The following is a 15073-nucleotide window of genomic DNA, read 5'->3' on the forward strand; positions in this document are numbered from 1 at the left end:
TGCGGGTGCTCTTTCGCCAGCTGGAGTACTTCGTCGCGGTCGCCCAGGAGCGGCACTTCGCCCGGGCCGCCGAGAAGTGCTATGTTTCGCAACCCGCCCTGTCCGCCGCGATCGCCAAGCTGGAACGGGAACTCAATGTCACGCTGATCAATCGCGGGCACAGCTTCGAAGGCCTCACCCCCGAAGGCGAGCGACTGGTCGTGTGGGCCAAGCGGATTCTGGCCGAGCACGACGCGTTCAAGGCCGAAGTGGACGCCGTGCGATCGGGGATCACCGGAACGCTTCGGCTGGGCACCGTGCCCACCGCGTCGACGACGGCGTCATTGGTGCTTTCGGCCTTTTGCTCGGCACATCCCTTGGTCAAGGTGCAGATCAATTCCCGATTGGCCGCCACCGAACTGTACCGGCGGCTACGGGAATTCGAGCTCGATGCCGCGATCGTGCACGCAGCACCCGACGAGACGGACGACGTGGATCTGGTGCCGCTTTACGCCGAACGCTACGTGCTGTTGTCGTCGTCGGACATGCTGCCCCCCAGCGCGTCGACGGTGCGGTGGGCGGATGCCGCGCAGCTGCCGCTGGCATTGCTCACCGCCGACATGCGCGACCGTCAGATCATCGACGAAGCCTTCGCCGGGCACGGCATCACTGTCACCCCGCAGGTCGAAACCGACTCCGTGGCTTCACTGCTCGCGCAGGTCGCTTCGGGTAACTGGGCGTGCATCGTTCCACACACCTGGTTGTGGACTTCGCAGCTGGGCGCCGAGATCCGCGCGGTCGAGATGGTCGACCCGGTCGTGACAGCCGATATCACGTTGGCCACCAACGCCTCCGGCCCCGGATCGCCGATGGCTCGAGCGCTTGTCGCCGCGGCGCGGGAGCTGTCGCTCGACGAGTTCTTCAACGCCCAGCTGCGGGGTGTCACGCACCGGCGCTGATCGCGGGCTTCCGGTTGACCGCACTGGACGGGTTGAGGCTTGCCAGATGTCCGCTCTCCACCCCGGCGGCCGGGTCGAGTTCGCAGTCGATCAGCGACGGCTCGCCCGACGCGAGGGCCTCGCTCAGCGCCGACCGCAGCTCGGCCGGGGTGGTGACGTGATATCCCTTGCCGCCGAATGCCTCTGCGAGTAGCTCGTGCCGTGCGCCGGCGTTGAGCACGGTAGGAGCGGGACGGTCACCGGTGGGCTCTTCGTCACCGCGGTACACCCCGCCGTTGTTGAGGATGACGACCGTCACCGGTAGCCGGTAGCGGCAGATGGTCTCGATCTCCATGCCGCTGAACCCGAATGCACTGTCCCCTTCGATCGCGACGACGGGCCGGCCCGTCTCGACGGCGGCGGCGATCGCGTAACCCATGCCGATGCCCATCACACCCCAGGTTCCGGTGTCGAGGCGGTGGCGCGGCAGCTCCATCTCGATGACGTTGCGGGTCAGGTCCAGCGCGTTGGCCCCCTCGTTGACCAGATAGACATCCGGATGCTGTTGCAGCACTGAGCTAATCGCACTCAGCGCGTTGTAAAACCGCATCGGGTGCGGATTCTCGGCCAGCCGAGCGCTCATCTTGGCGTCGTTGCGCGCCCGGCGGTCGGCCAGCTCGTCGGTCCATTCCGTCGGCACGGTGATCGGACGGGTGGCCAGCCCGTCCCGCAACGCGAACATCACCGAGCCGATGTCGCCGGCCAGCGGAGCCACGATGGGCTGGTTGCTGTCGAACTCCGAGGCCGCGATGTCGATTTGGACGAACTTGGCGTCGGCAGCCCATTGCGGCGACTCCCCATGGCCGAGAAGCCAATTCAGTCGCGCGCCGACGAGCAACACCGCGTCGGCGCGGGCGATGGCAAGGGAGCGCGCGGCCGCCACCGACTGGCGATGCGAATCCGGCAGCAGCCCTTTGGCCATCGACATCGGTAGGAACGGAATCCCGGTGGACTCGACGAAATCGCGGATCACCGCGTCGGCCTGCGCGTAGGCGGCGCCCTTACCGAGCACGATCAGCGGCCGGCGCGCTCGCGCGAGCACGTCCAGCGCGCGATCGATCGCCTCCGGCGCCGGCAGCTGGCGGGGTACGGGATCGATGACGCGCCAGACACTCTCGGCACCAGCGGCGGCGTCCATGGCCTGACCCAGCACCATGCCGGGGATGTCGAGGTAGACACCGCCCGGCCGCCCGGAAACGGCGGTACGTATCGCGCGCGCGATCGCGAGGCCGATGTCCTCGACCCGCTCGACCCGGTAGGCGGCCTTCACGAACGGCCGTGCGGCGTTGAGCTGATCCAGATCTTGGTAATCGCCGCGCTGCAAATCGACCAGCGCCCGATTGCCCGAACCCGAGATCTGGATCATCGGGAAACAGTTCGTGGTGGCATTGGCCAGTGCGGGCAGGCCGTTCAGAAACCCGGGCCCGGACGTCGTCAGGCACACGCCGGGGCGGCCGGTGAGAAACCCCGCCGCCGCGGCGGCGTGGCCCGCGGACGTCTCCTGCCGGAAACCGATGTACCGCATGCCGCAGGCCTGCGCGACCCGGGCCAGGTCGGTGATCGGGATGCCGACGATCCCGTAGATGGTGTCGATGTTGTTGGCCGCCAACGCGTCGACGACGAGGTGGAAGCCGTCGGTCTGGGCCGCGTCCGCCGACCCGTCCGGCGCAGCGGTGAATGATGCCGACGGTGTGGTCATGTCCGGACTCCTCGAGTAGCCGTGCCTATCGTCTTCCACTGTGGTCCGGGCCCCGGCCGCTGTCCAAGACCCAGCGACTATGCCGCGATTCACGGTGGTTATCGATCCGGGGCCCACCGCATCGATAGTCGCCGATTATCGATTGTGAGCGAAACGGTATTGGACGCAGAGCGAGGTTTCTCGGCAGAGTGCAATCGGGTGCTGTCACACGTGCGAGAAAGCGGAGGGACTACGGCGATGTCTGACTCGATCACCACGGCCACGGAATTGGCCGACGAATCCCCGAGCATCGCCGATCTGGTCGCCGCCGCGGCCATCCGCGAGCCGGAGGCGACGGCGCTCGTCGCCACCCCGGAGCGCCGGCCGGTCAGCTACGGCGAGCTGGTCCGGCTGGTCGACGACCTGGCCACCCGGCTCGGGGCCGGCGGCCTGCGGCCGGGAAACCGGATCGCGCTGCGGTCCGGCAGCAACGCCGAATTCGTCGTCGGCTTGTTGGCGGCCTCCCGCGCCGGGCTGATCGCGGTGCCGCTGGACCCGGCGCTGCCCGTCGGTGACCAGCGTGCCCGCAGCGCGATGGTCGGCGCGTCGGTGGTGCTCGTCGACGCCGAAGGCGACCAGCAAGAGCCGGGACTGGCGTGGTGGACCCTCGCGGTGACCGTCGGCGGTGCCGGTGTCCCCTCGTCGGTCAGTCTGGATGCGTCCGTGGCGCCGACGGACGACGTGACGACGCCCGCCGGCCTGCACGACGACGACGCGATGATCATGTTCACCGGTGGCACTACCGGTACGCCGAAGATGGTCCCGTGGACCCACGCGAACATCGCCAGTTCGGTGCGGGGCATCATCGGCGCCTACCAGCTGGGCCCGGCGGACGCGACGGTCGCGGTGATGCCGCTTTACCACGGCCACGGTCTTATCGCCGCGCTGCTGTCGACACTGGCATCCGGCGGGACGGTGCTGTTGCCCGCGCGCGGGAAGTTCTCGGCGCATACCTTCTGGGACGACATCGCCGCCGTCGGGGCCACCTGGTACACCGCGGTCCCGACGATTCACCAGATCCTGTTGGAACGCGCCAAGACCGAGCGGCCGGCCGCCGGACATGCCGGGCTACACTTCATCCGCAGCTGCAGCGCCCCGCTGACCCCGGAGACGGCCCGGGCGCTGCAAGAAACCTTCGGCGCGACGGTGGTGTGCGCGTTCGGAATGACCGAAGGCACCCACCAAGTCGCCACCACGGCCATCGACCAAAGCGAAAACCCAGCCGAGACAACGGGTTTGGTCGGAAAATCGACGGGGCCGCAGATCCGCGTCGTCGGGCCCGACGGTCAAACCCTGGCGGCCGACGCCGTCGGCGAGGTCTGGCTGCGCGGCCCCACCGTGGTGCGCGGCTACCTCGGCGATCCGTCGATCACCGCCGCGAACTTCACCGACGGCTGGCTGCGCACCGGTGATCTCGGGTCGCTTTCTCCTGCGGGCGATCTGAGCATTCGCGGCCGGATCAAGGAACTCATCAACCGTGGCGGCGAGAAGATTTCGCCGGAACGCGTGGAAGGCGTGTTGGCCGGCCATCCCGGCGTCTTGGAGGTGGCCGTGCTCGGACTGCCGGACAAGATGTACGGCGAGACGGTGGCCGCGGTGATCGTCGCGCGTGGAGCGACTCCGCCGAGCGCCGGGGAGCTCACGGAATTTTGCCGGGGCCGGCTGGCGCCCTACGAGGTGCCCGCCACCTTCCTGGACACCAACGAGCTCCCGCACACCGCCAAGGGCTCGTTGGACCGCCGCGCCGTGGCCCAGCAGTTCGGCGGAGCTTGACGCCGAGAAAGACCGTGCGGCAACCTCACTGGCCCGACGTCACGTTTCCCCACGCGGCACGCGCGCCGGAATCGCCGACTCGATAGGTCTGCACCAGGGTGGCCACGGCCGCGATGACCACCAGCGCACCGACCGCGGCGTGCAGGGTGCGCTTCATGTCCACGCCGTGCGCCTCGCGAACGTGCAGCACGGCCAGCACCGTCACCGTCGCCGCCAGGGCCGCCACGACGTAGATCAGGGTGGAGCCGAGTTGCTCGTGGTTGGTCAGCGCCGGCGACGGCGCACCGACTCGGGCCGACAACCAGACTCCCGACGTCGTCGTCAACGGCGTCAGGACCAGCGTGCCGACCGCCAGCAGCAGAACCAGCCAGATCAGCCGGCGGCGCGCCGCGGGCCACACCACGCACAGGATCGCCAGAACCGCGGTCAGCGGACCCAGGACGACGACGAAATGATTGAGCAGAATATGGGCAGGCAGTCCGTTGAATGTCGACATACTCGAATCCGGGGCTCCCAATCTGGCTGACCATCAGGTGCTTTCACACAGTAGCCGCCAGCCGGGCCGCGGCGGACTCCGGCATCGGTTCGTAACGGGCGAACGAACGGGTGAAGGACGCGGCGCCGTGCGCCAGCGAACGCAAATCGATCGCGTACCGGGTCAGCTCGACCTGCGGCACCTCGGCGCGCACCACCGTGCGGTCCTGACCCGCGGTATCGGTGCCCAGCACGCGGCCGCGCCGCCCCGACAAGTCGCCCATCACCGCACCCACGAAATCGTCGGGCACCAGCACCGAGATCTCGTCGATCGGCTCGAGCAGCGTCACCTTCGTCGCGGCGGCCGCCTCGCGCAGCGCCAAGGAACCAGCCATCTGGAACGCGAAGTCCGAGGAATCCACGCTGTGGGCCTTGCCGTCGAGCAGGGTGACCCGGATGTCGACCACCGGGTAGCCGGCGTGCACGCCCTTTTCCATCTGCGCGCGGACACCCTTCTCCACACTCGGGATGAATTGGCGCGGGATCGCACCTCCGACCACCTTGTCGACGAATTCGAATCCGGAACCCTCCGGCAGCGGCTCCACGTCGATGTCGCACACCGCGTACTGACCGTGGCCGCCGGACTGCTTGACGTGGCGGCCGTGGCCTTATTGCCTTGCCGCCGAAGGTCTCCCGCAACGGGACGCGCAGCTCCACGGTGTCCACGGTGACGCCGTACCGGTTGGCCAGCGCCTCGAGGACGACGCCGGCGTGCGCCTCGCCCATGCACCACAGCACGATCTGGTGCGTCTCGGAGTTCTGCTCGATCCGCAGCGTCGGGTCCTCGGCGGCCAGCCGGCCCAGCCCGACCGACAGTTTGTCCTCGTCGCTCTTGGCGTGTGCCGCGATGGCGATCGGGAGCAGCGGTTCGGGCATGGTCCACGGTTTGAGCACCAGGGGTTCGGCCTTGTCGGACAGGGTGTCGCCGGTTTCGGCGCGGCTCAGCTTGCCGATCGCGCAGATGTCGCCGGCCACCACCTGGGGTGCGGGCCGCTGCTGCTTGCCCAACGGGAAGGACAGCGCCCCGATGCGTTCGTCTTCGTCGTGGTCGGGGTGGGTGGTGCCCAGGGAATCCGAGCCGTTGGCGTGGCCGAAGAAGGACGAAAATGGCCCGACACATGCACCGTCGTGTCGGGCCTGATGGTGCCGGAGAACACCCGGACCAGACTCACCCTGCCGACGTACGGGTCGGACGTCGTCTTCACCACCTCCGCCAACAGGGGCGCCTCGGCATCACAGGCCAACTCGGCATGCGGGGCGCCGTGCGGCGTAAACACCTCCGGGATCGGATGTTCCATCGGAGACGGGAACCCGCGGGTGGCGACCTCGAGCAACTCCAGGGTCCCGACGCCGGTGGTGCTGCAGACCGGGATCACCGGGAAGAACGACCCGCGGGCAACGGCGCGCTCCACGTCGTCGATCAGCACGGCCTCGTCGATCGCCTCGCCGTCGAGATAGCGATCCATCAGCGACTCGTCCTCGGATTCTTCGATGATTCCCTCGATCAGCGTGCCGCGCGCGTCCTCGATTCGGTCGGCGTCCGAGGGGTCCGGCGGCGCGATCGTGCGGGTGCCACCGGAATAGTGGTAGCGCTGCTGCGACAGCAGGCCGATCAGTCCTTCGCAGTTGTCGAGCGCGGTCGGCAGGTAGAGCGGTAAAATCTTGTCGCCGAAGGCGTTTTGTGCGGCCTGCAGTGCTGCGGAGTAGTTCGCGCGGGCGTGGTCGAGTTTGGTGATCACCACCGCGCGGGGCATGCCGACCTGACTACACACGGCCCACAGCGACTTGGTCGGCTCGTCGATACCGTCGCAGCCCTCGTGGGCCGCGATCACGAACAGGGCGCAATCCGTGGCGCGCAATCCGGCGCGCAACTCGCCGACGAAATCGGCGTATCCGGGTGTGTCGATCAGGTTGACCTTGATGCCGTCGTGCGCCAGCGAGGCCACCGCGACACCCACCGACCGTTATTGGCGGATTTCGGGGTCGTCGTAGTCGCAGATGGTGTTGCCGTCGGTCACCGATCCCGCGCGGGGCAGCACGCCGCCGGCGACGAGCAAGGCCTCGACCAGTGTCGTCTTGCCGCCGCCGGACGGGCCCACCAGGGCGATGTTGCGGACATCGCCGGGACAGTTCGCGGCGGGAGCAGCCCCCGTGCCCGCCGCAGCGTTCGCCTTGTCTGCCATGAGCTTCTCCACTTCACTCGGTCGGGCACGCTGTGTCCTAGCTCACAGAAGCGTATTAGCCAACTTTTCTCCCAACGGCCGCCCAGCACAAGGCCAGGGGCCGGGTGCAATTGCCGGTCGCGTGCCGCCGGGTCAGGCGTGCCAGCTCGACCAACGGTGCACGGTTATCGCGATAACCGGACCGTTCAGCGAAACCGATTGGTACTGAGGGTATTTGGCGCGCAACAGGTGGTAGCCGGTGTGCATTGCCGCGCCGTCGGTATGAATGGCGGCTGCCCCGTCGGCCCGGACCCACCACAACTGCGTCCACTCGTCGGCGTAGTGGTCGACCAACAGGCTGACCTGCGGGTTGTCGGCGATGTTCGCCAGCCGGCGCAACCGCTGCGTGCTTTTCGGTTTCGCGTCGATCGCGGTGTACACCGTGTCGGGAGCCTGCTGAGGAGGCCTCCGAGACGGCGAAAACCACCGGCACCAGGTGCGGTTTTCCGTCTGCCGAGCTGGTGGCCAGGCGTGCCACCGGGGATTGCGCGAAGCTGACTTTGGGGTCGAATCCTCCCACCGTCCCAGCTTAGGGGCGCAATAGCCAGCAGCGTTCCGTGCGGTGTGAACTAGCTACCTGCATTACGGTGAGGTACACAAATCGTGCGGTCCAGACGTTGAGGCTGGGCCGCTTCTGGTTCACACCCCGATGCAGGGAGGTACGGGATGAGCAAAGGGCACCCCCGCTCAGTCTGGTGGTCATGGTTGGTCAGCGTGCTGGCTGTGGTCGGACTGGGCCTGGGCCTGACCACCGTCCCGGCTGCCGCCACTACATTCGGGCCGTCCGCCCCGGCGCAGGACCGGTTCCGCGACGCGCCGATGTTCCCGCTGGACCTCGGCGCGATCGCCGCGCAGGTCGGACCGCAAATCGTCAACATCAGCACCCGGTTCGGCTACAACAATGCCATCGGGGCCGGAACCGGGATCGTCATTGATCCCGCCGGCGTGGTGCTGACCAACAACCACGTGATCTCGGCCGCCACCGACATCAGCGGGTTCGACGTCGGCAACGGTCAGACCTACGCCGTCGACGTGATCGGCTACTCCCGCAGCGCCGACATCGCGGTGCTGCAGCTTCGGGGTGCGGGCGGGTTGCCCGCCGCTGTGATCGGCGGTGGCGTCGCGGTCGGCGAGCCGGTCGTCGCCCTGGGCAACACCCACGGCCAGGGCGGCGCGCCCAGCGTCGTGCCCGGCAAGGTCGTCGCACTCAACCAGACCGTCTCGGCCACCGACACCCTGACCGGCGCCGACGAGACGCTGGGCGGGTTGATCCAGGCCGACACCGCGATCAAGCCCGGCGACTCGGGTGGGCCGCTGGTCAACAACGCCGGACAGGTGGTCGGGGTGGACACCGCCGCCACCGACAGCTACAAGATGTCCGGCGGCCAGGGCTTCGCCATCCCGATCGGGCGCGCGATGGGCGTCGCGAATCAGATCCGGTCCGGTGCCGGCTCCAACAGCGTGCACATCGGGCCCACGGCCTTCATCGGCATGGGCGTCGCCGAGAACGGCGGCAACGGCGCGCGGGTCCAGCGGCTGGTCGCCGGCGGTCCGGCCGCGGGGAGCGGAATCGCGCCCGGTGACGTCATCGTCGCGGTCGACAACGTGCCGATCAACGGTCCCACCGCGATGACGGACGTGCTCGTCCCGCACCACCCGGGCGACGTCATCACGCTGCACTGGCGTGCCGCCGCGGGCGGTGACCGCAGCGCACCGGTGACCCTCGGAGACGGGCCGCCGGCCTGATCCGGACGCGCATCCGCCCGGCCCGCGGCCAATTCGGTTGCCGGGACGGCAGATTAGCGGCGGGGTTCCAAGCTGCCAGCCTCGGGTACACGTGGCATCGTGGATTTGATGAACGACGCGAACGACGCCTCGAAGAAGGATCCCGAGCACGATCCAGCCGCAGGTAGTCACGTCGAGGGGGGTGTAGTCGAGCACCCCAACGCGGAGGATTTCGAGATCGCGGCCTCGTTGCCGGCCGACCCGACCTGGTTCAAACACGCGGTGTTCTACGAGGTATTGGTACGAGCGTTCCTGGACGGCAATGCCGACGGATCCGGTGACCTGCGCGGGCTGATCGCCCGGCTGGACTATCTGCAATGGCTCGGGATCGACTGCATCTGGCTGCCGCCGTTCTACGACTCGCCGTTGCGCGACGGCGGCTACGACATCCGCGACTTCTACAAGGTGCTGCCCGAGTTCGGCACCGTCGAGGATTTCGTCGACCTGTTGGACGCCGCCCACGAGCGGGGCATCCGCGTCATCACCGACTTGGTCATGAACCACACATCGGAGTCACACCCCTGGTTCCAGGAGTCGCGCCACGATCCGGACGGCCCCTACGGCGACTTCTACGTGTGGAGCGATACCAGCGAGCGCTACACCGACGCCCGCATCATCTTCATCGACACCGAGGAGTCGAACTGGACGTTCGACCCGGTGCGCAAGCAGTTCTATTGGCACCGGTTCTTCTCGCATCAGCCGGACCTGAACTACGACAATCCGGCCGTGCAGGAAGCGATGATCGACGTGCTGCGCTTCTGGCTCGACCTCGGGATCGACGGGTTCCGCCTGGATGCGGTGCCCTACCTGTTCGAGCGCGAGGGCACCAACTGCGAGAACCTGCCGGAGACGCACGCCTTCCTCAAGCGCGTCCGCAAGGTCATCGACGACGAGTTCCCGGGCCGGGTGCTGCTGGCCGAGGCCAATCAATGGCCGGCCGACGTCGTGGAGTACTTCGGCGACCCCAGCACCGGCGGCGACGAATGCCACATGGCGTTCCACTTCCCGCTGATGCCGCGGATCTTCATGGCGGTGCGGCGCGAGTCGCGGTTCCCGATCTCGGAGATCCTCGCGCAGACACCTCAGATCCCGGACATGGCGCAGTGGGGAATCTTCCTGCGTAATCACGACGAGCTGACGCTGGAGATGGTCACCGACGAAGAACGCGACTACATGTATGCCGAGTACGCCAAGGACCCGCGGATGAAGGCCAACGTCGGGATCCGGCGCCGGCTGGCGCCGCTGCTGGACAACGACCGCAACCAGATCGAGCTGTTCACCGCGCTGCTGTTGTCGCTGCCCGGCTCGCCGGTGCTGTACTACGGCGACGAGATCGGCATGGGCGACGTCATCTGGCTGGGTGACCGCGACGGGGTGCGCACCCCGATGCAGTGGACCCCGGACCGCAACGCCGGTTTCTCCAAGGCCAACCCCGGCCGGCTGTATTTGCCGCCCAGTCAGGACCCGGTCTACGGCTACCAGGCCGTCAACGTCGAAGCCCAGCGCGACACCTCGACGTCGCTGCTCAATTTCACCCGCACGATGCTGGCGGTGCGCCGCCGGCACGACGCCTTCGCCATCGGCACATTCGAGGAACTCGGCGGGTCGAACCCGTCGGTGCTGGCCTTTTTGCGCCAGGCGCCCGGTGACGGTGACATCGTGCTGTGCGTCAACAACCTGTCGCGGTTTCCTCAGCCGATCGAATTGAATCTGCAGCATTGGAGCGGCCACACCCCGATCGAGCTGACCGGGCAAGTCGAGTTCCCGCGCATCGGCCATCTGCCCTATTTGCTGACACTGCCGGGACATGGGTTCTACTGGTTCCAGCTGTGCGCATCGGAGGAGAACGCATGATTCGCGCCCACGACGATGCGGGACGAAGCGATCAGGAGGAGTGGCGCTCATGACACAGTCAGCCAAGCTGCCCTGGGCCGAATGGCTACCGCAGCAGCGGTGGTACGCCGGGCGCAATCGCGAGCTGTCCAGCGCCGAGCCCGGACTGGTCGTTCCGCTGCGCGACAACCTCGAGCTGGTGCTCGTCGACGCCAACTACACCAGTGGCCCGGCCGAGCGGTATCAGGTGTTGGTCGGGTGGGACGCCGAACCCGTCACCGAGTACAACACCGTGGCCACCATCGGTTCGGCCGACGACCAGACCGCCTACGATGCGCTGTACGGAACGGACGGCCCGCGGTTCTTGCTCTCGCTGATCGACGAGTGCGCGGACCCGCTGATCGACGAGTGCGCGGACCGCTCTTCGGACGGCACCCAAGTGGTGTTTCGCAAGGAGCCGGATGTCACGCTGCCGCTGGACGCCTGGCCGCGGGTCGCCGACGTCGAGCAGTCCAACACCAGCGTCATCTTCGACCGGGACGCCATCTTCAAGGTCTTTCGCCGCGTCAGCAGCGGCATCAACCCGGACATCGAGCTGAACCGGGTGCTGGGCCGCGCCGGCAACCCCAACGTGGCGCGGCTGTTCGGCACCTACGAGATCGCCGGGGCCGACGGCGAGGACTCGGCCTGGCCGCTGGGCATGGTCACCGAGTTCGCGGCCAACGCCGCCGAAGGCTGGGCGATGGCCACGGCCAGCGTTCGCGATCTGTTCGCCGAGGGTGACCTGTACGCGCACGAGGTCGGCGGCGACTTCGCCGGCGAGTCGTACCGGCTCGGGGAGGCCGTCGCCTCGGTGCACGCCACCCTGGCCGAATCCCTCGGAACCGCACAGACTTCCTTCCCGTTGGACAACGTGCTGGCCCGGCTGGCGTCGACCGCGGCGCAGGTCCCCGAGCTGGCCGAGCACGCGGCGACGATCAAAGAGCGCTTCGGCAAGTTGGCCGGCGAGACGATCACCGTCCAGCGCATACACGGCGACCTCCACCTGGGCCAGGTGCTGCGCACCCCGGAGAGCTGGTTGCTGATAGACTTCGAGGGCGAGCCCGGCCAGCCGCTGGACGAGCGACGGGCCCCGGATTCGCCGCTGCGCGACGTGGCCGGGGTGTTGCGGTCATTCGAGTACGCCGCCTACGGCCCGCTGGTCGACCACGAGGGCGACAAGCAGTTGGCCGCGCGCGCCCGGGAGTGGGTCGAGCGCAATCGCACCGCCTTCTGCGACGGCTACGCGGCCGCGTCGGATACCGATCCGCGGGATTCGCCGCAGCTGCTCGCGGCGTACGAACTCGACAAAGCCGTGTACGAGGCCGGCTATGAGGCACGGCACCGGCCGGGATGGCTGCCGATCCCGTTGCGGTCCATCGTCCGGCTCACCGCGGTCGAGTAGTTGTGCGCCGTCTGATAGCATGGCCGGGTGGCGAGTGAGGTTTTCGACAGTGAGGCCCGGTTGGCGTGGGTGCTGGCCGGGTTGGCCGGGGTGCTGGGGGCGACGGCATTTACGCACTCCGAGGGGTACTTCGTCACCTTCATGACCGGCAACGCCCAGCGCGCGGTGCTGGGCTTTTTCCGGCATGACGAGCTGGTGTCGATATCGGCGGGCGTGCTGATGCTGTGCTTTGTCACCGGCGTGGTGGTGGCCTCGGTGTGCCGCCGCCGATTCTGGTCGGCGCATCCGCACGGCCCGACGGTGTTGACCACGTTCAGCCTGATCGCCGCCACCGTGCTCGACGTGTTCGAAGAAGGGTGGCAGGAGAACATGCTCGATTTCACGCCGATCATGCTGGTGGTGTTCGGCATCGGCGCGTTGAACACGTCGTTCGTCAAAAACGGCGAAGTGTCGGTGCCGTTGAGCTATGTGACCGGCACGCTGGTCAAGATGGTCCAGGGCATCGAGCGGCACATCGCGGGCGGAACGGCCGCCGACTGGCTCGGGTACTTTCTGCTGCTGGCGAGTTTCATGCTGGGTGCGGCAGTCGGTGGCTGCATCAGCCTGGTGGTCAACGGCACCTGGATGTTGGTGGCCGCGTCGGGCGTGTGCGCGTTGACCACCGTCGTCACCTATTTCCACCTGGACCGGCGGGCCGTCCTCGACTGATCCACCAAAAAGCATCGGCAGCGCTGCCGGCACTGCCGATGCTTTTTCTTCGGGTGTCAGGCGGGCGCCGCGCCCGTGTTCAGCACCTGCAGCATGTCGGGCTTCATCGCCATCAGCTGCTGGTTCCAGTAGGGCCACGAGTGCGTCCCGTTGGCGGGGAAGTTGAACACACCGTTGCGTCCACCCGCTGCCACATAGTTGTTCTGGAACTGCTCGTTGGTGCGCAGCGTGAGGCCCTCGAGGAACTTCGCCGGCATGTTGTCGCCGCCGAGGTCGCTCGGAGTGCCGTTACCGCAGTACACCCAGACGCGGGTGTTGTTGGCGACCAGCCGCGGAATCTGCACCATCGGGTCGTTGCGCTTCCACGCCGGGTCGGTCGACGGGCCCCACATGTTGTTGGCGCTGTAGCCACCCGAGTCGCTCATCGCCAAGCCGATCAGCGTCGGCCACCAGCCCTCGGACGGGTTGAGGAAGCCGGAAAGCGAAGCGGCGTAAGGGAATTGCTGCGGGTAGTAGGCGGCCAGGATCAGCGCGGAGCCACCCGACATCGACAGGCCGACCGCGGCGTTGCCGAACGGCGACACCTGCTTGTTGGCTTGCAACCACAGCGGCATCTCCTGGGTCAGGAAGGTCTCCCACTTGTAGGTGTAGGTCTGGCCGTTACTGGCCGACGGCTGGTACCAGTTGGTGTAGAAGCTGGACTGACCCCCGACGGGCATCACCACCGACAGTCCGGACTGGTAGAACTCCTCGAACGCCGGGGTGTTGATGTCCCAGCCGTTGAAGTCGTCCTGCGCCCGCAGACCGTCGAGCAGGTACACGGCGTGCGGGCTGCCGCCCTGGAACTGGACCTTGATGTTGCGGCCCATCGACGGTGACGGAATTTGCAGGGTCTCCACTGGAAGACCCGGCTTCGAGAACGCCCCTGCAGTCGCCGAGCCGCCCACAACGGCGACCAGACCGGACAACAGGGCAGCGCCTACAACCGCGATAGCCAGCCGGCGCGGCAAGGTCGTTGCGGCGCCACGCAACTTCTCAACGAATGTCATAGCTCTTACCCATCCCAACTTTCATCTGCCGCATTTGCGCGGTGGAATCTGTTCTGGGGGAGTCAAACACAACGGCAGCAGCTAAACCGTTCGTCGCGGCCGGGCCGGCAGATCGCGGTTCGCTAACGATTGAGAGTCGGGCAGACATCGTCACATTGCGGTCACGATCGGCTCTCGATTCGGCGCCCGGTGGTTGCCCACCGTCGCCGGTGCCGCCTAGGCGACCAGATGTCGTAAAAGCGTTGACGCCGTGGCAATTCCGAGCACCGCCGCGACGAGCAACACGACGAGGTCCAGCGGGTGCAACGGGGTGCCGATCAGCAGCGCCCGCAGCGCGTCGACCTCGTAGTTCAGCGGATTGACGGTGCTGAGCACCCGCAGCCACGACGGCATCACGTCGGCGGGGTACAGCGCGTTCGACGCGAAGAACAGCGGCATCGTGATGGCCTGCCTGCCCGATTCCCATCAGGCGGTCGCGGTTGCGGACCAGCCCGGCCAGCGTCATCGACAGGCAGGCGAAGAACGCCGCGCCCAGCATCACGGTGGCCATGGCCGCCAGGATGCGCAACGGGTTGACGGTCAGGGAAACCCGCATCAGGTAGGCCAGCGCCAGTACGCCGACGACCTGGGCGATCGAGCGCACCCCGGCCGCGAAGGCCTTACCGCTGATCAGCGCCGACGCCGGGGCCGGGGTCACCATCAGTTTGGCCAGCACGCCGGCGTCTCGATCCCAAATGATCTGTATGCCATAGAAAATCGAGATGAACAACGCCGACTGCGCGATGATACCCGGCGCCAAAAAAGCCAGATACGACACCGCTCCGGTGTTGATGACATGCAACTTGCTGAACGTCGTCCCGAAGATCAGCAGCCACAGGGCGGGCTGCATCATCCGGGTGACCAGCTCGGTGCGGTCGTGCTGCAGCTTCCGCAGTTCGACGATCGCGAACGCGCCGATGCGGCCGAACGTCGCGCCGACCCGCTGCCATCCGCGCGGCGCGTGCACCAGG

9 protein-coding genes and 3 pseudogenes are annotated in these 15073 nt (G+C 67.4%); 6 read left to right on the forward strand and 6 right to left on the reverse strand.

Annotated elements, in window-relative coordinates:
- Window positions 1-5 precede the first annotated feature (5 nt).
- Window positions 6-938: a LysR family transcriptional regulator gene (locus tag T428_RS0116620; RefSeq protein WP_025737356.1), complete on the forward strand. Its 933-nt coding sequence runs from the start codon at window positions 6-8 to the stop codon at window positions 936-938.
- Here T428_RS0116620 and oxc read toward each other — a convergent pair.
- Window positions 922-2676: an oxalyl-CoA decarboxylase gene (gene oxc / locus T428_RS0116625; RefSeq protein WP_025737357.1), complete on the reverse strand. Its 1755-nt coding sequence runs from the start codon at window positions 2674-2676 to the stop codon at window positions 922-924. The genes T428_RS0116620 and oxc overlap by 17 nt on opposite strands.
- Window positions 2677-2913: 237 nt before the next feature.
- On the opposite strand from oxc, the gene T428_RS0116630 reads away from it, so the two are divergent.
- Window positions 2914-4488 carry a FadD7 family fatty acid--CoA ligase gene (locus tag T428_RS0116630; RefSeq protein WP_025737358.1) on the forward strand — a complete coding sequence of 525 codons (1575 nt, stop codon included), beginning with the start codon at window positions 2914-2916 and terminating at the stop codon, window positions 4486-4488.
- A gap of 25 nt (window positions 4489-4513) precedes the next feature.
- On the opposite strand, the gene T428_RS0116635 is transcribed toward T428_RS0116630, so the two are convergent.
- From T428_RS0116635 to T428_RS28840, 3 genes and pseudogenes are all read right to left on the reverse strand, one after another.
- Complete coding sequence (locus T428_RS0116635) at window positions 4514-4984, reverse strand: DUF2231 domain-containing protein (RefSeq protein WP_025737359.1); 471 nt, start codon at window positions 4982-4984, stop codon at window positions 4514-4516.
- 43 nt (window positions 4985-5027) lie between these two features.
- A pseudogene (locus T428_RS28830) lies at window positions 5028-7205 on the reverse strand (elongation factor G-like protein EF-G2).
- A gap of 132 nt (window positions 7206-7337) precedes the next feature.
- Window positions 7338-7764 (reverse strand): annotated as a pseudogene (locus T428_RS28840) (TIGR03668 family PPOX class F420-dependent oxidoreductase).
- Window positions 7765-7910: 146 nt separating this feature from the next.
- On the opposite strand from T428_RS28840, the gene T428_RS28845 reads away from it, so the two are divergent.
- The 4 genes from T428_RS28845 (at window position 7911) to T428_RS0116665 (ending at window position 13014) form a co-directional block, all read left to right on the forward strand.
- Complete coding sequence (locus T428_RS28845; RefSeq protein WP_036468240.1) at window positions 7911-8990, forward strand: S1C family serine protease; 1080 nt, start codon at window positions 7911-7913, stop codon at window positions 8988-8990.
- A 108-nt stretch (window positions 8991-9098) separates the two neighbouring features.
- Complete coding sequence (treS, locus tag T428_RS0116655) at window positions 9099-10883, forward strand: maltose alpha-D-glucosyltransferase (protein ID WP_036468242.1); 1785 nt, start codon at window positions 9099-9101, stop codon at window positions 10881-10883.
- Window positions 10884-10932: 49 nt separating this feature from the next.
- Window positions 10933-12306 (forward strand): maltokinase N-terminal cap-like domain-containing protein, encoded by a 1374-nt coding sequence (locus T428_RS0116660; RefSeq protein WP_025737361.1) that lies wholly within the window; start codon window positions 10933-10935, stop codon window positions 12304-12306.
- A 27-nt stretch (window positions 12307-12333) separates the two neighbouring features.
- Window positions 12334-13014: a YoaK family protein gene (locus tag T428_RS0116665; protein ID WP_025737362.1), complete on the forward strand. Its 681-nt coding sequence runs from the start codon at window positions 12334-12336 to the stop codon at window positions 13012-13014.
- Window positions 13015-13070: 56 nt separating this feature from the next.
- Here the strand turns inward: T428_RS0116665 and ag85C are convergent, their stop codons facing one another.
- Together ag85C and T428_RS28855 are read right to left on the reverse strand one after the other, a co-directional pair.
- The gene (gene ag85C, locus T428_RS28850; protein WP_036468245.1) at window positions 13071-14063 is read right to left on the reverse strand and encodes a diacylglycerol acyltransferase/mycolyltransferase Ag85C; all 993 of its coding nucleotides are present in this window, start codon (window positions 14061-14063) and stop codon (window positions 13071-13073) included.
- A 216-nt stretch (window positions 14064-14279) separates the two neighbouring features.
- Window positions 14280-15072, reverse strand: a pseudogene (locus tag T428_RS28855) (ABC transporter permease).
- Window position 15073: the final 1 nt, after the last annotated feature.

Origin of the sequence: Mycobacterium genavense ATCC 51234, assembly GCF_000526915.1 — a bacterium.
Taxonomy (GTDB): domain Bacteria; phylum Actinomycetota; class Actinomycetes; order Mycobacteriales; family Mycobacteriaceae; genus Mycobacterium; species Mycobacterium genavense.

Bases quoted from the DNA above. Each gene is read 5' to 3' on its own strand.
- oxc (WP_025737357.1), bottom strand. From the start codon at position 2,676: ATGACCACACCGTCGGCATCATTCACCGCTGCGCCGGACGGGTCGGCG.
- T428_RS0116660 (WP_025737361.1), top strand. From the start codon at position 10,933: ATGACACAGTCAGCCAAGCTGCCCTGGGCCGAATGGCTACCGCAGCAG.
- ag85C (WP_036468245.1), bottom strand. From the start codon at position 14,063: ATGACATTCGTTGAGAAGTTGCGTGGCGCCGCAACGACCTTGCCGCGC.
- treS (WP_036468242.1), top strand. From the start codon at position 9,099: ATGAACGACGCGAACGACGCCTCGAAGAAGGATCCCGAGCACGATCCA.
- T428_RS28845 (WP_036468240.1), top strand. From the start codon at position 7,911: ATGAGCAAAGGGCACCCCCGCTCAGTCTGGTGGTCATGGTTGGTCAGC.
- T428_RS0116635 (WP_025737359.1), bottom strand. From the start codon at position 4,984: ATGTCGACATTCAACGGACTGCCTGCCCATATTCTGCTCAATCATTTC.
- T428_RS0116630 (WP_025737358.1), top strand. From the start codon at position 2,914: ATGTCTGACTCGATCACCACGGCCACGGAATTGGCCGACGAATCCCCG.